This is a genomic window from Virgibacillus sp. GM2-2 (genome assembly GCF_055329585.1).
In genome coordinates this window covers 578,673-595,237 of record NZ_JBUZWC010000001.1, presented here as the reverse complement: position 1 = coordinate 595,237, position 16,565 = coordinate 578,673, and the positions used below count along the sequence as shown (strand labels likewise).

Genomic DNA, 16,565 nt, shown 5'->3' with positions numbered 1-16,565 from the left:
GATGAAGGAGTATTATTACGACAAATTGCTAAACATCAACACGGGTGGTTATCAAAAGGAAACCCGTAAGTCTTTTCACTATCATCCGTACGAACCAACGCAGTATAGTGCACTCGAGACTTTGTTTGAAGCGTACGAAGTAAAGAGCAGTGACCGTGTAGTGGATTTTGGTTGTGGAAAAGGGCGGCTGAATTTTTACATCAATTATTTTTTTGATGCATCCGTCGTTGGAATTGAGATGAATGAGGTCTTCTACCAAATTGCTCTTGAAAATCAGCTTAGTTATCTTCAAAAACATAGACGGAGCAATATCTATTTTCATTGTGGGTTAGCTGAATCATACGAGATTGATCCACGCGATAATCGGTTTTATTTTTTCAATCCGTTTTCTAAAGAAATATTTATTGGTGTTGTGAACAGGATTTTGCGTTCGGTGGAGGAAACGGAACGACAAGTGGACATTATTCTATACTATCCACCGGATGATTATATTTTTTTCTTAGAAAATGATACTGCATTTGAATTAAAAAAAGAGATTCAGTTGGATACTTATGATAACGATATGTATGAGCGGTTTTTGGTGTATGGGTTGGGTTAATAGATAAGAAGAGGAGTTTTTACATGAACATTCCATGTGCTTTTAAAGAAAAAATAATTGGCTGTTTTGGTGATGAAGGGAAGTCCTGGTTACATACACTTGAGGAACAGGTACAAACCTATCTGAAGAAGTGGAACCTGACATTAGTTGGCCCTGTTTCCAACTTATCGTATAACTATGTGGTACGAGTACTAGATTCAAAGGAGAAACCATGTATATTAAAATTAGGCGTCCCTGGTTTCGATTTTAAAAATGAAGTTCGAACGGTTCAACTTTATAATGGTGAAGGCTGTGCAAACGTTTTGAAGGCAGACCCTGAGCAAGGTGTGATGTTGCTTGAACAGCTTGTCCCGGGAAATATGCTTTCTGATGAAAAGGATGAAGCAACAGTTATTGAGCATTACGTTAAGGTTTGGAAGGCTATTCGACGTCCATTGCCTGAGGACAATTTGACTCCGATGATGAGTAATTGGGTGAATAGTCTTGGTAAGTATCGTGATAGCTATAAAATTGATGACGGGCCAATCCCCCATAAGCAAGTGATTCGTGCTGAGGAGTTTTTTCAGGAATTAATTAAGACATCCGAGCCGGAACTTCTACACGGTGATTTACATCATGAAAACATTTTGTATTCCGCGGAGCATGGCTGGATGGCCATCGACCCAAAAGGTGTTGGCGGCGATCCATATTTTGATTTGATTTCATTTTTGTTTAATCATTTGCATGAAAAAGATGATCCGAAAGCATTGCTGAAATATCGGATTGATGCTTTTTGTGAGAAATTAGAGCTTGATCGTGATAGGTTGCTGAAAGCTGCCATTGCAATGTCTATGCTTTCTGCTTGTTGGGGCATTGAGGATAACGATCCAGATTGGGAACAAACGTATCTGTGCGTCGAGTGGTTGGCGGAGATTTTGGGTGAAGAAGTAGCATAAAGTATCTTGTTGCTCGATAGGAGTGTTTGAATGGAAAACGAAAAGTTAATCCGGAAGTTTAACAAACAAGCTCTAAAAGATGACAAAAAGAGAACGCTCCAATCGAACAACAAATGGCGGAAGAAAATCTTTAAGTCAGTTAATGGTAAGACACTTGAAGTGGCAGTTGGTGCGGGTATGAATTATGCTTTTTTTCCACCATCAATTGAATATACTGGAGTCGATTTTAGCCCAGTCATGTTGGAGAAGGCTAAGGAAGCAGCAAGAAACTATCACTTCAAATCAGAATTTATCTTATCAGACGTTGAGGCATTGTCTTTTACGGAAAATACGTTTGACACGATTGTTTCATCAGGAACATTGTGTGGTTATGGAAATCCAGTTGAGACACTGAATTTGTTTAATTCGTGGTGTAAAAACGATGGACAAATTTTACTGTTAGAGCATGGGTTGTTTGAAAATAAAATTTTGAAAGGTCTTCAACGGGTAATAGATCCATTTGCTCACAAAGTGATTGGATGCCATCAGAATAGAGATATATATGATATAGTCAATCAATCAGAACTTGAAATTGTTACATGTGAACGTGGGATTTTAGGTTCGTTGTATTTAATATGGGCGAAGTCAACAGAATAAATTAAGTGACACAGTTTTATTTTAACAGGTGTTTGATTATAGACAGAAGTAAATACGTATAAATAGTCATAAAATCGATTGATTCTTCTACTAAAATCAATCGATCTTTACGTTTTTTAGTCAGATTCTAGTATAATTATTTCTACCAAGGAGGTGCACGAATCCAATGAACAATCGTCTTACTGCTCACGCCTAATTGGGGACGATGCCAAAGCCAGTGCGGTGATACTACACTTACCGATGGAAGGTGGGGAAGCCCGTCTTACAGTGGCCGTGATAAATAAACAAACTCGGTCGTGGTCCGGATTCAATGATGAAAGATGCGTTGATGAAGATGGAACCGGAAGTAATCGCTGACCCTAAAGGAACGGCGGTGAATCTGTCACTAGTTCAACCAAGCCTGGAAACTTAAGTGGAAGAGTATACGGAACCCGCTTCCTAAATTGATGAAATTCAATTTTAGGAGGTAGGATCGTGAGCAAGAAAACAAAAGAAAATAATGGCTTTATCTGTGGGTATTGTCAAGGAGAAATTATGCCACTGACAAATGGCAGTTATCGAAATCACTGTCCATTTTGTTTACATTCCAAACACATGGATATCAAACCAGGAGATCGTTTGAATGATTGCCAAGGTATAATGAAACCCATTGGTATGAAATATAAATCAGGTAAAGGGCATCAGATTATTCACCAATGTATGAAGTGTAAAATGATCACGGTGAATAAAGTTGCCCAGGATACGGAACAGCCTGATGATGTTGATGAATTAATTTTGTTACAAAATGTATAGTTGAACCAAAAATGCAGCGTGTGCGTCACGCTGCATTTTTCAAGTTTCTTCCTTATCCATCCATTTCGTCACGTGTGGTGCTTCATACTGTGAAAACCTAGCTAGAAGCTGTTTTGGTTCATCTTCTGTTAGCACCATTTCACGATACTGATTCTTCATAAATCCCTGTTCAATCATATGGTCAAACAGTGATAGAAGTGGTGTGTAATAGCCATTAACATTCAGTAGCCCACAAGGCTTTTGATGTTCTCCTAACTGTGCCCATGTGAAAATTTCAAAGAATTCTTCTAACGTTCCTGGACCACCTGGTAAAGCAACAAATCCATCAGCCAGTTCAGACATTAATTTTTTCCGCTCGTGCATCGATCCGACAACGTGAAGCTCGGTTAGTCCGGTATGGGCAATTTCACGATCCTGAAGCATTTTTGGAATAACACCAATAACTTTTCCACCAGCTTCAAGTACCGCATCTGCAACGGCTCCCATTGTGCCGACACTTGCTCCTCCATATACTAAGGTTAGGTTTTCCTCTGCTAATGTACGTCCAAGTTTCCGAGCGCTCTCCTTGTATGTTGGACTAGCACCCATACTCGATCCGCAAAATACACAAATATGTTTCATGTTATCTCTCCTTTTATAACTGTCCACTGTACCACTTGAAATAACCTAAGTACCACGATACATATACAATGGCAAGAAAAGCAACAATCATAATGCCGAAAAATACCCAATCTTTTATGGAGGTAGAAAAAGTACGGTAAAACGTTCGATTCTTTTCTCCAGTAAACCCTTTAGATTCCATTGCCATTGCGGTACGCTCCGCTTTTCGAATGGCACTCGCTAATAATGGTATCGAAAATTTTTTGTATTGATTCCATTTCTCGCGTAACGTTTTTGCTTGGTTCATTCCGCGAACACGGTGGGCGGAACGAATCAGGAATAATTCATCTTTCATCATTGGCAAAAAACGATAGCCTGCAAGAACCCCGTATGCGATTTTCGGTGATACGTTTAATTGCTGGATTAAGCTTAAAATAAAATCCACTTTGTTTGTGGTAAAAATGAATAACAGTGATAGTGCTGCAACGCTCATGACTCGTAAAGCGAGCGCAAGTGCTGTTAAAAATGATTCCTCCGGAAAGGTCATACCTACTATAGTAATGACATTGCTGGGATCGGTAGGTTGATCAGCAAATGCAATTGTCGTCCAAAGCATGCCAAAAGCGATGATGGTAAAAGGTAAAAAGTACAGGCAATATTTTTTTATACTAACCTTACCACCAATAAATGTTAGTGCGATTGTCCAAACCAAAAATAAAAATGGTGTGATCGGATCAAAAATTAGTGCAAGCAAAATCATGATGACACTTATTGTTAACCCCTTCATGCTTGGATTAAGATGATGTAGGAACATAGCGATTTTTCCTTTCTGCTATCTCTTTCATTTGAACCTGTACCGGTGTTTCCAGTTGCCAAGCGTTAAGTGTACTTGTTGGTTTTTTCCAAAGCTCAGCAGGATGATCATCAAACGCGATCGTTCCTTGATTCATTACAATGACACGATTGGCATAGTCATCAACGATCTCCATGTCGTGCGTAATCATGACGACTGTGGTGCCATCTTCGTGGCGCTCTTGGAGCAAATCCATTAATCCCTCGGTTGAGTTTGCATCCTGTCCAAATGTCGGTTCATCTAGCAAAAGGATTTGCTGGTTATCAACAATCATTGTCGCGACACTAAGACGTCGTTTTTGACCCTGACTTAGGGTGAAGGGGTGTTCGTTTTCGAGTTGTTCTAGGTTACATATAGATAGGATTACATCTACCTTTGCACGAATCTCTGCTTCTGCCACGCCGCGTAGTCGCATGCCAAAAGCTATCTCGTCAAACACCGTATGCATGATGAACTGATGCTCTGGATTTTGAAAGACATATCCAATTTCATCGCGTAGATATGCTTCCTTCCATTGCGTCAACGGCCTTCCTTTAACATCAATACTTCCGCTAATAGGCTTTTGAATGCCAGCTAGAATTCTAGATAACGAGGTTTTCCCGCTCCCATTTGCCCCGACTATAGCCACAAATTCTTGTTCATATAGATTTAATGATACATGTTGAATGATTTGTTTATTACCTTTTGACCAGATTAGATCGTTTGCTTTAATAAGAATTTTTGTATCTATGTTAGGTGACTGGGCATAATTACCGTTCAAGGGAGTCCAATCCTCAGTCCCTTGCTCAAATTCCTTCATCGTTAATGGAATAAAAGTTGAATTTAATTGCTGTTCTAGTACGAATTGTGTTATTTTTGGTAGCCAAATTCCTTGTGACGTTAGCTCTGGCAAAATTTTTGCAATTCCTTCTCGTAATGAACCATCATAGAAAACTTCGCCGTTGCGATTTAAGAGTAAGCTCCGATCACATAGATCCATCCAACCATCTAGCTGATGTTCAATTACAATCATGGAAAAGTTTTTTTGCTCTTTCAATCGTTGAATAGTTTTGATTAATTCTTTTGATGCGATAGGATCTAAATTGGCAGTCGGTTCATCAAGGATAAGTAAATCCGGCTCCAGTGCGAGAATGCAGGCAAGTGCCAGTTTTTGCTTTTGACCGCCGGAAAGGGAAGCAATTTCCGTTGTACGAAATGCTGTTAAACCGACTAACGCCAATGCATCTGAAATTTTTTCATCCATTTCCTGACGAGGTATACATAAGTTTTCCAAGCCGAATGCTATTTCATCCTCCACTGTCAGCATACAGAATTGCGTTTCTGGATCTTGAAAGACTACACCTACATGCTTGCTTAATTCGCCGGGTTTGTAGTCAGTAGATTTTTTTCCGTTGATTAGGATGGTCCCTTGCATGGTGCCATCCAGTTCACGGGGGTACAACCCGTTCAAACAAAAAGTCAGTGTACTTTTGCCACAACCACTTGGGCCAAGTAATAAAAGTGTTTCCCCTTTGTCTAATTCAAAGGCGATAGTTGAGAGTGTCTCTTTATCTAGTTGACTTTCAAATTGCAAGCTTACGTTTTGAACAGATAATAGGTTAGTCATGCTGCTTGCTTTTTCCTTCTATATTGCTTTCCTAATGCATAGCTAGATAGGACACCAGTTTGTGCTAGACCATCACTAAGCGCTTTACCAAGTAAACCAGCAATTAATGCACCACTAATCATGCGGGTAACAAACATTCCGATTACATATGGAGTCGATAGTGCGGCAAATCCTCCAAGGAAGTAGCCGTAAATGAAGCTTGTTATCGCGGATCCAACCCCTGCCATCATTAACACCCACGTGGAATAATTTTTCCAACGGGTTGCTGCAAAAGCGGCTTCCGCTCCAATTCCTTGAATCATCCCAGATACGATTAGCATCGGTCCGACAGCATTCCCGAGTAATACCTCCACCATTGCAGCGATTGTTTCAGAAATAAATGCTGCACCAGGCTTTTGAATAATGTAGGCTGCGATGATCGAGACGATAAACCATATTCCGAAAATAAGGTCATAACCAATTGGCCCGAAGAAGCCGGTCAGAAGCTTTCCAACTGGTAAAAACGCTAAATATACGACAGCAAAGACAACTGCCAATGCAGACATGACAACGATTTCCTTGAAACGCCAATTATTCATGGTTGTTAGCTCCTTTATGTGATGGGCTATTTGCCGAGATGGAAACAGTCATAACAGTATGACTGGAGCCGCCGTCTACGGTTGCATTGAAAACCTGTTCTAATCCGTCAAAAATGGCAACTGATTCCCCGTCAAGTCGTGTCGCATAGTGTGCGTGTGATACGTCCACGTGCTGTTTCATCGCTTCAATCTGCTCCATAATTACGTCCATATAGTTTCCGCCCCCAAGTGGATAGAGTGAAAATTTTGCCGCGACGGGTTGATGAATGTCATTTACTTTCTTTTTGTTCACAGGAATATCATCCTCTGCCATATAAACATCGCCTGCGGAATCACCTGGACATCCTAGTGACAATGTTCCTTCAAATGCAACATGTGCACCCGTTTTTGCTGCATGGATAAAGATTGCTTTTGTCACATCAAATACGTGCGTTAATCTTCCTCGTACCGTAGTCGTTACATCATCTGTGTGCATCCAAACCTTTGATGTATCTACATTTTCTAGTGCGCTTGTGATAATTTTAATGAAATCATCACGCATCGGGTGAATGGAAAAGCTGCACCCCGCAATTCCCGTTCCTAAACACTGTTGATTTGTCATAACTAATTCCTCCCTAAATTTTAAATTCCATTAAAAAAACTGCATCCGTGTGGAATGCAGTCTGTTTGTAAGTATTTGCGCGCATAAAAATGCATGCTTCGACTACACTTCCCCACGCTAGTATTATCTAGTTCGGGTTCAAAGGGTCAGAACAAGCATGTTCTTCTCAGCCGCTTACACAGCTCCCCTAGTGATAAACGTACTATGCAGTTTTCTATGTTTATCTTAACGAGTCTCAATTATTTTGTAAAGCCAATTGTTATTTCAGATAAAAAACATTCGTTTACATTAATATTCTGCACTGTGCTAGGTAGCGGACAGAGGATCTCTTATTTTCCTTTTTCTGCGTGATTTTGAAGATTAACGGACACAGGATGTCTTATTCAGTGAAAAAAGCATGATTTCCACCTGTTTTAACCCAAATAAGGTATTCTCTGTCCGCAAGCTGCCTCGTTTGCCATTGTTTTTCAAGGATAAGGTATCGTGTGTCCGCAAGCTCCCCATGCAATCACTTTGGTACCTGAAAAAACGATTCACTGCTTAACACACAATATTCTTTTTACCCTTTCACACATCTAGGCAGATGCACATATTATTTGATTAGGGGTGGTGAAGGATGAACAAATCAAACGATAATGTAGAACGCGATCCTGTTGCTATAGAGCAAGAAGAATGGAGAAAAAGGCAAAAAAGAAATCAATTTAAACAATTACTTACGATATCATCTCCTATTCTTATCTTAGTTTTATGGGAATTTTTATCTAGAACTGGTCTAGTGGATGCACGATTTTTTCCTGCACCAACGGAAATAATCGCAACACTTTTTACGATGGGAGCAGAGGGAGAATTATTCAGCCATGTTGGCATATCACTTTTTAGAATATTTGCCGGGTTTTTACTAGGTGTAATACCAGCTGTTGTACTTGGTTTATTAATGGGATTGTATTCACCACTACGGCATTTCTTTTCTCCATTGATAATGGCACTTATGCCAATACCAACGCTCGCCTTGTTACCGATTATTTTAATGATATTTGGCATCGGGGAAGTATCGAAAATCGTAACGATCGCTGGAAGTGTATTTTTCCCGGTAATCATTAATACGGTAGCGGGTGTTGTTAATATCGATAAAACGTACTTGGATGTCGCGAAAAACTACGGGGCTAATTCGAAGGACTTTTTCTTTAAAATTGCTTTACCTGGCTCCCTTCCAGTCATGTTAGAAGGAATTCAGATGGGGCAGGCGATCGCGTTATTAACAATTGTCGCAGCAGAAATGATGGGTGCAAACTCTGGTATTGGTTATTTAATATGGACCTCCTATAGTGCATTTTTACTAAATGAGATGTATGTGGGTCTTGTATTAATATCGTTTTTTGGCTACATGTTCTCGCTTATTTTACGAGGATTTCAGAAAAAGTTATTGCCATGGAAATAGGTTAGTAGAGAGGTGATAAGGTGACAAAAAATACGAAGATTTCCATCAACAATCTTACAAAAGTATTTTATAAGAAGGATAGAAATGTAACAGCGGTTGAGGATATTTCCATAGACATTAAAGATGGTGAATTTGTTTGCTTAATTGGACCGAGTGGTTGTGGGAAAACCACGTTACTGCGCATTCTAGCTGGGCTTGAGAAGCCGAGTGTCGGTGAGTTTACCATAGAACAGGCTAAAAAAGATCGGCCATTACAATCAATGGTTTTTCAGGAACAGGGGGTCATCCCATGGTTAACGGTTGAAGAGAATGTTGCGTTTGGGCTCAACATGCGTCATTTGCCTAAAAAAGTAGTAAACGAAAGTACGTCTTATTATTTAAAAAAAGTTGGGCTAGAGAATTTTAAAAAGCATTATCCAAAGGATTTATCGGGTGGTATGAAGCAACGCGTCAGTATTGCACGTGCATTTGCAAATGATCCAGAAATTTTATTAATGGATGAACCGTTTGCTGCGTTAGATGAGCAGAACAAATTTATTTTGCAGGAAGAATTATTAACCATTTGGGCAGAAATGAAAAAGACGGTTTTGTTTATTACACATAGCATCGATGAAGCGCTGTTACTTAGTGACAGAATCCTACTCATGAGTTCGCAGCCAGGCAAGATTATTGATCAAAAGGTTATCGATTTGCCTAGACCGAGAAATATGGAACAGGTACGTGCTAATAAAGAGATGGCAACTAGTTTTGTTGAGATATGGAATCATTTACATGATGAAGTACAAGGGTCAAGAATTTAGATTAGGGGAGGAAAGTTAACGTGAGAAAATGTAAGTTTCTGTTTTTCATTCCATTGTTTTTTATTGCACTGCTCATTAGCGGTTGCTCTTCCGGTTCAGAGGATAAGACCGGCCAGGACGAGAAATTGAATGTCGAAGTAAGCAAGGATAACCCTTCTGGCGATTTAGCTCCGCTTGAGGAAACGGCAACAGTTGTAATTGCTGAGGATGGATCGGCTTCAGGCGCAGGCTTCTATATTGCTAAAGAAAAGGGCTATTTTAAGGATTACAACATTGAGGTAGAGTTCGCCAAATTTGCTAACAGCGATGATATGTTGCCAGCTTTAGCGTCAGGTGAAGTAGATATTGCTGGAGGAATCTCGTCCGCATCATTTTTTAATGCAATTGCTCAAGGAATAAACGTTAAAATTATTGCCGATAAAGGGCATAATATTAAAGGAGACTCTTACTTTTCGTTTGTAATCGATAAAGATTTGCAAGATGAGATGGATGAGTACGCCGATTTTAAAGGAAAGCGGATTGCCGTTTCCACTAAAAACGCGGTGGATGATTATATTTTTCATAAAATGATAGAACATGCTGGGTTAACCGAGGATGATGTAGAATTTGTACTTATGTCGGACTTTGGGAACATGCTTGCATCCATTCAAAATGGTTCGATTGACGCTGCACTTCAAATAGAACCGCTCCTTACACAAGGAATTGAAGAAGGAATCCATGTGCGCTTTGGTGATACAACTGATTATGCGCCAGAGGCTCAAATTGCGATGGTTTTAGGTTCACCCAAATTTATAAATGAGGAAAAGAATGTTGCCTTACGATTCATGGCTGCTTATTTAAAAGGTGTTCGTGATTATAATGATGCTTTCATAAAGGGCGAAGGAACCGATGAGATAATTAAAATTATGACGGAGCATACACCGTTAAGTGATCCGGAAATATGGGAAAAGGTTGCTGTTACAGGGCTGAATCCGAATGGTGAAATGTTTGTTGATGATATTAAGAGCCAATATAAAATGTACCAAGAAAATGGTGCTATTCGTGGCGAGCTAGATTTTGATAAAGCTATTGACACATCTATCACGGAAAAAGCGGTAGAGATTATTGGAGTGTATGAATAAGAATTTTTCGATTACAGTAAGAGAGAATTAGTTCTCTTTTACTGTAATCTAGTTTATTATTTTAGATAGGACTTTATAGAAAGTTGGTCGTTTATGTCGGAAGAAAACATTACCAGAATCCAAATGAATGGAAAAGAAATCATTTTAATTGGAACTGCACACGTTTCCAAACATAGTGCAGAACAAGTAAAAGAAGTAATTGAAGCAGAACAACCAGACACCGTATGTATTGAGTTGGACGAGCAACGTCATCAATCAATTACAGATGAAAATAAATGGCGCGAAATGGATATTTTTAAAGTTGTAAAGGAAAAGAAATCATCACTATTGCTGATGAATCTAGCCATTTCTTCTTTTCAAAAACGAATGGCCAAACAGCTTGGAATTAATGCTGGTCAAGAAATGATTCAAGGAATGGAATCGGCTGAGGAGATTGGTGCCGAACTAGTACTTGCCGATCGAAATATCCAGACAACCTTTTCCCGTATTTGGAAAGGAATTGGACTGTGGGGAAAAACTACCTTGCTAACATCGGTCATTATGAGTATTTTTAATAAGGAAAGCGTGACGGAGGAAGAGCTTGAGCGAATGAAATCGGAGGATATGCTGAACTCGATGCTACATGACTTCACTGAGAATTTTCCAAAGTTGAAAAAACCATTAATTGACGAACGTGATCAATATTTGGCTCAAAAAATCAAAGAGGCACCAGGTGATAAAGTTGTTGCGGTACTAGGGGCGGCACATGTTCCAGGGATTAAGGAAGAAATACATAAGGAACATGATTTAGAAAAGCTTAATGAAGTTCCACCAAAGTCGAAATTACCGAAGATTATCGGATGGGCGATTCCAATTTTCCTTATTAGTGTAGTGGTATACACATTTATGTCAAACCCTGAAGCTGCATTACAACAAACGATTAGCTGGGTTCTGTGGAATGGTTCGCTGTCTGCGCTTGGCGTCATACTCGCCTTCGGACATCCATTAGCAGTTGTTACGGCGTTTGTTGCAGCACCGATTACATCGCTCGATCCGATTACTGCTGCTGGCTGGTTCGCGGGCTTTGTACAAGCTTACTTTGCTCGACCAAACGTTTCTGATTTCGAAAGTCTTTCTGATGATGTAACATCATTAAAAGGATTTTGGAATAACAAGGTAACACGTGTTTTACTTGTAGTAGTATTTGCGAATCTCGGAAGCTCGCTCGGTACCCTTATTGGCGGGGTTGATGTCATTCGTTTATTTTTCGAAAATTTGTAAGCGTGAAAGTTTTGGAGGGTTACCATGCAATTGTTAGCCAAACAGCCTTATATTAAAGTTGAGCGAGAGGTAAACAGTATAGAGCAACGAAAAATTGTTGATGAACGGATTATCTATTTGTACGACGAAAAGATCGTTACTAGGCATCGAGAGTTTCAATTAAGTGAGATTTTGGATATTTCTTTCCGGACGTTTGGTGCAGAAGGTGGTCTCTTATATATTCATACAAAAGGTGGTCAATTCACATACACAGTTGAATCCTCGCCAAAAGCGTTTATTGAAGTATATGAGGCGCATATCGGAAAAAGATAGCAGGATTGTAGGTTGGAACAAATAAGAAAACGCACCATACTATGGCGCGTTTTCTTTATTTAGATAAAACCTAGCACGATAAGAAAATAAATTAAACTTCAATTTGTTTGATTATTTTAGCCGGATTACCGCCAACTACTACGTTATCTGGTACATCCTTCGTGACTACTGCACCTGATGTGATAACAACATTATCTCCTACAGTTACTCCAGGATTTATGACTGCACTTCCACCGATCCATACGTTATTGCCAAAAGTAATTGGTTTTCCATACTCTTTCCCAGAGTTACGTTCAATTGGATTGAGGGGATGTGTTGCAGTGTAAATGTGTACGCTAGGGCCAAGCATACAATTATCGCCAAAACGCACCTCACAAACATCTAGGATGGTACAATCAAAGTTTGCAAAAAATTTTTCTCCTACATAGGTGTTATAACCATAATCAAATCGTACATTAGGTTCCATATATACGTCTTCTCCAGTGGAACCGAGTAATTCCTCTAATAACTTTGTACGTTTCTCTCCTTCATATTCAAAAGTTTGATTATAGACGCTAACTTTACGTCTTGCTTCCTCGCGTTCTCTTAGTAATTCTGGGTCAGCAGGATTATACATTTCTCCAGCCAGCATTTTTTCTTTTTCCGTTTTCATTTAAATGACCTACTTTCCACGAATCTAATAAATATACGTTCAATATACTTGTATATACAAATATATTTCAAGTTTAATTGTTTTTCTAGTCGTTATATAAGTTTTTTAATCTTCCTATTTTATTTCTTATCCTGCCTAACTCAAAAACTAATCAGTTTGTCCTACAAACTTCTCGGTATCATGACGTGTACCCATGCATAAGCTATATAAACCCTGACATAGATGGAGGGAGTTAGGAGCATGGATATACTAAATAAGGTAAGGAATTACAGGGACGAAGAAAGACGGCTACAGTGGGAAGGAACATTTGCGGAGTATTTAGAGATTGTGAAGGAGAAGCCTGAGGTTGCTCAGACTGCCCATTCACGCGTTTATAATATGATAAAAAGTTCTGGATTAACCGAACGAGATGGACGAAAAATGTATCAGTTTTTCGGAGAGGAAATTTTTGGACTAGAGGATGCGATTGAACGATTGGTTGAAGAATATTTTCATCCAGCTGCGAAACGTCTCGATGTCCGGAAGCGGATTCTACTGTTAATGGGTCCAGTAAGTGGTGGTAAATCTACCATTGTGACCATGCTAAAGCGTGGACTAGAACAGTATTCCAGAACGGAAGAAGGTGCAGTATACGCGATTAAGGGGTGTCCAATGCACGAGGATCCACTTCACATTATTCCGCATCATCTTCGGGAAGACTTTTACGAGGAGTATGGGATTCGAATCGAGGGAAGCTTATCGCCGCTAAACCGGATGCGACTGGAACAGGAATATGACGGTAAAATTGAAGATGTAATGGTCGAACGAATCTTTTTCGATGAGGATAAACGAGTGGGAATTGGAACATTTAGCCCATCAGATCCAAAGTCACAGGATATCGCTGATTTAACTGGTAGTATTGATTTTTCTACGATTGCGGAATATGGGTCAGAATCCGATCCACGGGCGTATCGCTTTGATGGAGAATTGAATAAAGCCAACCGTGGAATGATGGAATTCCAGGAAATTTTAAAATGTGATGAAAAATTTCTATGGCACTTATTGTCACTAACACAGGAAGGGAATTTCAAGGCAGGTCGGTTTGCACTGATAAGTGCGGATGAGCTTATTATCGCACATACGAACGAAGCAGAGTATCGATCGTTTATTTCGAATAAGAAGAACGAGGCATTGCATTCGCGAATTATCGTAATGCCAATACCATACAACTTACGCGTTAGCCAGGAAGAACGAATCTATGAAAAAATGATTAATGAAAGTGATATGGCCCATGTGCACATTGCGCCACACGCGTTACGGGTAGCAGCGATATTTTCTATCTTAACAAGATTAAAAGCATCGAAAAAACAGAGTGTTGACCTTGTGAAAAAAATGAGGCTGTATGACGGGGAAAGTGTAGAAGGCTATAACCAGGTGGATGTCGACGAATTGCGAAAAGAGTATACGGATGAAGGGATGGAAGGTATCGATCCTCGTTACGTGATTAACCGAATTTCGTCTACAATTATTCGCAAGGAAGTACCAGCAATTAACGCGCTGGACGTTCTGCGGTCATTGAAAGATGGATTGGATCAGCACGCGTCGATTTCACAAGAGGATAAAGAAGATTTCATGAACTACATCGCAGTAGCGCGTAAGGAATATGATGACATTGCCAAGAAGGAAGTACAAAAAGCATTTGTGTATTCGTATGAGGAATCAGCGAAAACATTGATGAATAACTATCTTGATAATGTTGAAGCGTACTGCAATAAAAATAGATTACGAGACCCTCTAACTGGTGAGGAAATGAATCCAGACGAGAAGCTAATGCGATCGATTGAAGAGCAAATTGGTATTTCGGAAAATGCAAAAAAAGCATTTCGTGAGGAAATTTTGATTCGTATTTCGGCTTATGCTAGAAAAGGTAAACGGTTTGATTATACGTCGCATGAACGCTTGCGAGAGGCAATACAGAAGAAGTTGTTTGCTGACTTAAAGGATGTTGTAAAAATTACCACGTCAACGAAGACTCCAGATGAGTCACAGCTTAAAAAGGTGAACGAAGTAATTGCGCGGTTAATTGATGAATATGGCTATAATTCTATTTCCGCGAATGAGTTATTGCGTTATGTTGGTAGTTTGTTGAATCGATAGAGTTGAAAAAATAACAAGACTGATGTGCAGCTGGTCTTGTTATTTTTTTACCCTTTTGTATGAGGGGTAGGAAACCCATGTGCGGACTCAGGGTTCGTTATTTGATCGAAATTGGCATTTTTGGAGGTGTTCGTGGACATAGGATACCTTATTCACTAGTTTGGAGTAGATTTTAATACGATTTTTAGTGAATAAGGAATCTGGTGTCCGATTGGCACCAGAAAATAGGGTGTTTTGTGAAAATAATGGAATGTGTGTCCGCCCAATCAGTATGAAAGGCTAATTTTATTTAAAAAGGAATATAGATTAGCCGACAACAACTTGTTTGCTGTTGCATAAGCTAAAAAAAGCATAGATAGGAGAGGATGGTATGCAAGAAGAGCGCAAGAACAATTTTGTCGTCTCCAAGGAAAACTGGTCCCTCCATCGCAAAGGCTTTCAAGATCAACAGCGCCATATGGATAAAGTAAAGGAAGCGATAAAAAATAATTTACCCGATCTCATTAGTGAGGAAAGGATTATTATGTCAAATGGTCGAGATGTCATTAAAATACCGATTCGGTCATTGGACGAATATAAAATTCGATACAACTATGATAAATCAAAGCATGTTGGTCAAGGCGATGGTGATAGTCAGGTTGGAGATGTAATTGCTCGTGATCCGAGTGGTGGTGACGGTAAAAGCGGTGCAGGAAAAGGAAAACAGGCTGGTGATCAACCTGGATCTGACTACTATGAAGCAGAGGTATCACTCGCTGAATTAGAGCAAGCTCTATTCAAAGAGCTGGAACTTCCAAACCTACAACAGAAGGAACAAGCTGAGATTAAAAATGAAAAAATAGAGTTTAACGATGTTCGTAAAAAAGGGTTAATGGGCAATGTAGATAAGAAGCGAACAATTTTAACCGCGTTAAAGCGAAATGCTCGCGAAGGGAATCCTGGAATCACACCTATTTATAATGACGATTTACGATTCAAAACCTGGAATGACGTAACAAAACCAGAATCAAAAGCAGTTGTGCTTGCGATGATGGATACGAGTGGTTCAATGGGTAATTTCGAAAAGTATATCGCCAGAAGCTTCTTCTTTTGGATGACGAAGTTTTTGCGAACAAAGTATCAGACAGTGGAAATTGAATTTATTGCGCATCATACCGAGGCAAAGGTTGTTACGGAGGAATCATTTTTCTCCAAAGGTGAAAGTGGCGGAACGATTTGTTCGTCTGCATATAACAAGGCGCTTGAACTAATCGGAGAGAAGTATCAACCTTCACGCTATAATATTTATCCGTTTCATCTGTCGGACGGTGATAATATCGCATCCGATAATGCACGTTGTATCAAGTTGGTGGATGAAATGATGGAAGTGTCCAATATGTTTGGCTATGGTGAAATCAATGAACGAAGTCGCAATACGACGCTCATGAATGCATTTCGCTCCGTTGATAATCCGAAGTTCCGTCATTATGTTTTTAAAGATAAACGAGATGTGTACCACGCAATGAAAAGCTTCTTCCGGAAAGAAGAAGCGTTGGTTTAGTAAAAAAGCACCTAGGTTGGTGCTTTTCTACTGTGTTGGATTTGTGCTGCGCCAGGCAGTCATTTTTGGGTCTGAGCTGCTTATCTTCAATTTCAACTGTTGCAGAA

The 16,565-nt window shown here is 39.6% G+C and carries 17 protein-coding genes and 1 riboswitch; of the genes, 11 read left to right on the top strand and 6 right to left on the bottom strand.

Annotation, left to right across the window (positions count from 1 at the left end; all coding sequences use genetic code 11):
• The first annotated feature begins 1 nt into the window (after window position 1).
• The 4 genes from ACY9Z2_RS02680 to ACY9Z2_RS02665 all read left to right on the top strand — a co-directional run bounded on the left by ACY9Z2_RS02680 (window position 2) and on the right by ACY9Z2_RS02665 (window position 2,961).
• Window positions 2-598 carry a class I SAM-dependent methyltransferase gene (locus ACY9Z2_RS02680; protein WP_463608054.1) on the top strand — a complete coding sequence of 199 codons (597 nt, stop codon included), beginning with the start codon at window positions 2-4 and terminating at the stop codon, window positions 596-598.
• Window positions 599-621: 23 nt separating this feature from the next.
• On the top strand, window positions 622-1,533 hold the full coding sequence (locus tag ACY9Z2_RS02675) for an aminoglycoside phosphotransferase family protein (RefSeq protein ID WP_463608053.1): 912 nt from the start codon (window positions 622-624) through the stop codon (window positions 1,531-1,533).
• A gap of 30 nt (window positions 1,534-1,563) precedes the next feature.
• The gene (locus ACY9Z2_RS02670) at window positions 1,564-2,169 is read left to right on the top strand and encodes a class I SAM-dependent methyltransferase (RefSeq protein WP_463608052.1); all 606 of its coding nucleotides are present in this window, start codon (window positions 1,564-1,566) and stop codon (window positions 2,167-2,169) included.
• Between the two features lie 474 nt (window positions 2,170-2,643).
• Complete coding sequence (locus ACY9Z2_RS02665) at window positions 2,644-2,961, top strand: RNHCP domain-containing protein (RefSeq protein ID WP_463608051.1); 318 nt, start codon at window positions 2,644-2,646, stop codon at window positions 2,959-2,961.
• A 39-nt stretch (window positions 2,962-3,000) separates the two neighbouring features.
• Here the strand turns inward: ACY9Z2_RS02665 and ACY9Z2_RS02660 are convergent, their stop codons facing one another.
• The 5 genes from ACY9Z2_RS02660 to ACY9Z2_RS02640 are packed head-to-tail and all read right to left on the bottom strand — an operon-like array spanning window position 3,001 to window position 7,199.
• Window positions 3,001-3,582 carry an LOG family protein gene (locus ACY9Z2_RS02660; protein WP_463608050.1) on the bottom strand — a complete coding sequence of 194 codons (582 nt, stop codon included), beginning with the start codon at window positions 3,580-3,582 and terminating at the stop codon, window positions 3,001-3,003.
• A 13-nt stretch (window positions 3,583-3,595) separates the two neighbouring features.
• Complete coding sequence (locus ACY9Z2_RS02655; protein ID WP_463608049.1) at window positions 3,596-4,348, bottom strand: energy-coupling factor transporter transmembrane component T family protein; 753 nt, start codon at window positions 4,346-4,348, stop codon at window positions 3,596-3,598.
• A 7-nt stretch (window positions 4,349-4,355) separates the two neighbouring features.
• Entirely contained in the window at window positions 4,356-6,020 is a 1,665-nt protein-coding gene (locus ACY9Z2_RS02650; RefSeq protein ID WP_463608048.1) for an ABC transporter ATP-binding protein, read from the bottom strand.
• Window positions 6,017-6,598: an ECF transporter S component gene (locus tag ACY9Z2_RS02645; protein ID WP_463608047.1), complete on the bottom strand. Its 582-nt coding sequence runs from the start codon at window positions 6,596-6,598 to the stop codon at window positions 6,017-6,019. Before ACY9Z2_RS02645 ends, ACY9Z2_RS02650 begins: the two co-directional genes overlap by 4 nt.
• Complete coding sequence (locus ACY9Z2_RS02640) at window positions 6,591-7,199, bottom strand: YkoF family thiamine/hydroxymethylpyrimidine-binding protein (RefSeq protein WP_463608046.1); 609 nt, start codon at window positions 7,197-7,199, stop codon at window positions 6,591-6,593. Before ACY9Z2_RS02640 ends, ACY9Z2_RS02645 begins: the two co-directional genes overlap by 8 nt.
• Before the next feature lie 92 nt (window positions 7,200-7,291).
• Window positions 7,292-7,398: riboswitch (TPP riboswitch) on the bottom strand.
• Window positions 7,399-7,815: 417 nt separating this feature from the next.
• Here ACY9Z2_RS02640 and ACY9Z2_RS02635 point away from each other — a divergent pair.
• The 5 genes from ACY9Z2_RS02635 to ACY9Z2_RS02615 all read left to right on the top strand — a co-directional run bounded on the left by ACY9Z2_RS02635 (window position 7,816) and on the right by ACY9Z2_RS02615 (window position 12,130).
• Window positions 7,816-8,637: an ABC transporter permease gene (locus tag ACY9Z2_RS02635; RefSeq protein ID WP_463608045.1), complete on the top strand. Its 822-nt coding sequence runs from the start codon at window positions 7,816-7,818 to the stop codon at window positions 8,635-8,637.
• Between the two features lie 20 nt (window positions 8,638-8,657).
• Window positions 8,658-9,437 carry an ABC transporter ATP-binding protein gene (locus ACY9Z2_RS02630; RefSeq protein ID WP_463608044.1) on the top strand — a complete coding sequence of 260 codons (780 nt, stop codon included), beginning with the start codon at window positions 8,658-8,660 and terminating at the stop codon, window positions 9,435-9,437.
• Window positions 9,438-9,457: 20 nt separating this feature from the next.
• Window positions 9,458-10,558, top strand: a complete 1,101-nt coding sequence (locus tag ACY9Z2_RS02625; protein WP_463608043.1) for an ABC transporter substrate-binding protein — start codon at window positions 9,458-9,460, stop codon at window positions 10,556-10,558.
• A gap of 93 nt (window positions 10,559-10,651) precedes the next feature.
• Complete coding sequence (locus ACY9Z2_RS02620) at window positions 10,652-11,818, top strand: TraB/GumN family protein (RefSeq protein ID WP_463608042.1); 1,167 nt, start codon at window positions 10,652-10,654, stop codon at window positions 11,816-11,818.
• Between the two features lie 24 nt (window positions 11,819-11,842).
• Window positions 11,843-12,130: a hypothetical protein gene (locus ACY9Z2_RS02615; protein ID WP_463608041.1), complete on the top strand. Its 288-nt coding sequence runs from the start codon at window positions 11,843-11,845 to the stop codon at window positions 12,128-12,130.
• A gap of 91 nt (window positions 12,131-12,221) precedes the next feature.
• Here ACY9Z2_RS02615 and ACY9Z2_RS02610 read toward each other — a convergent pair whose 3' ends face one another.
• Complete coding sequence (locus ACY9Z2_RS02610) at window positions 12,222-12,782, bottom strand: sugar O-acetyltransferase (protein WP_463608040.1); 561 nt, start codon at window positions 12,780-12,782, stop codon at window positions 12,222-12,224.
• Window positions 12,783-13,022: 240 nt separating this feature from the next.
• On the opposite strand from ACY9Z2_RS02610, the gene ACY9Z2_RS02605 reads away from it, so the two are divergent.
• Window positions 13,023-14,918, top strand: coding sequence for a PrkA family serine protein kinase (locus ACY9Z2_RS02605; protein ID WP_463608039.1), 1,896 nt, complete (start codon window positions 13,023-13,025; stop codon window positions 14,916-14,918).
• Between the two features lie 370 nt (window positions 14,919-15,288).
• Window positions 15,289-16,458: a sporulation protein YhbH gene (yhbH, locus tag ACY9Z2_RS02600; protein WP_463608038.1), complete on the top strand. Its 1,170-nt coding sequence runs from the start codon at window positions 15,289-15,291 to the stop codon at window positions 16,456-16,458.
• Window positions 16,459-16,565 lie beyond the last annotated feature (107 nt).

Bases quoted from the DNA above. Each gene is read 5' to 3' on its own strand.
- ACY9Z2_RS02680 (WP_463608054.1), top strand. From the start codon at position 2: ATGAAGGAGTATTATTACGACAAATTGCTAAACATCAACACGGGTGGT.
- ACY9Z2_RS02675 (WP_463608053.1), top strand. From the start codon at position 622: ATGAACATTCCATGTGCTTTTAAAGAAAAAATAATTGGCTGTTTTGGT.
- ACY9Z2_RS02670 (WP_463608052.1), top strand. From the start codon at position 1,564: ATGGAAAACGAAAAGTTAATCCGGAAGTTTAACAAACAAGCTCTAAAA.
- ACY9Z2_RS02660 (WP_463608050.1), bottom strand. From the start codon at position 3,582: ATGAAACATATTTGTGTATTTTGCGGATCGAGTATGGGTGCTAGTCCA.
- ACY9Z2_RS02655 (WP_463608049.1), bottom strand. From the start codon at position 4,348: ATGAAGGGGTTAACAATAAGTGTCATCATGATTTTGCTTGCACTAATT.
- ACY9Z2_RS02650 (WP_463608048.1), bottom strand. From the start codon at position 6,020: ATGACTAACCTATTATCTGTTCAAAACGTAAGCTTGCAATTTGAAAGT.
- ACY9Z2_RS02645 (WP_463608047.1), bottom strand. From the start codon at position 6,598: ATGAATAATTGGCGTTTCAAGGAAATCGTTGTCATGTCTGCATTGGCA.
- ACY9Z2_RS02640 (WP_463608046.1), bottom strand. From the start codon at position 7,199: ATGACAAATCAACAGTGTTTAGGAACGGGAATTGCGGGGTGCAGCTTT.
- ACY9Z2_RS02635 (WP_463608045.1), top strand. From the start codon at position 7,816: ATGAACAAATCAAACGATAATGTAGAACGCGATCCTGTTGCTATAGAG.
- ACY9Z2_RS02620 (WP_463608042.1), top strand. From the start codon at position 10,652: ATGTCGGAAGAAAACATTACCAGAATCCAAATGAATGGAAAAGAAATC.
- ACY9Z2_RS02615 (WP_463608041.1), top strand. From the start codon at position 11,843: ATGCAATTGTTAGCCAAACAGCCTTATATTAAAGTTGAGCGAGAGGTA.
- ACY9Z2_RS02610 (WP_463608040.1), bottom strand. From the start codon at position 12,782: ATGAAAACGGAAAAAGAAAAAATGCTGGCTGGAGAAATGTATAATCCT.
- ACY9Z2_RS02605 (WP_463608039.1), top strand. From the start codon at position 13,023: ATGGATATACTAAATAAGGTAAGGAATTACAGGGACGAAGAAAGACGG.
- yhbH (WP_463608038.1), top strand. From the start codon at position 15,289: ATGCAAGAAGAGCGCAAGAACAATTTTGTCGTCTCCAAGGAAAACTGG.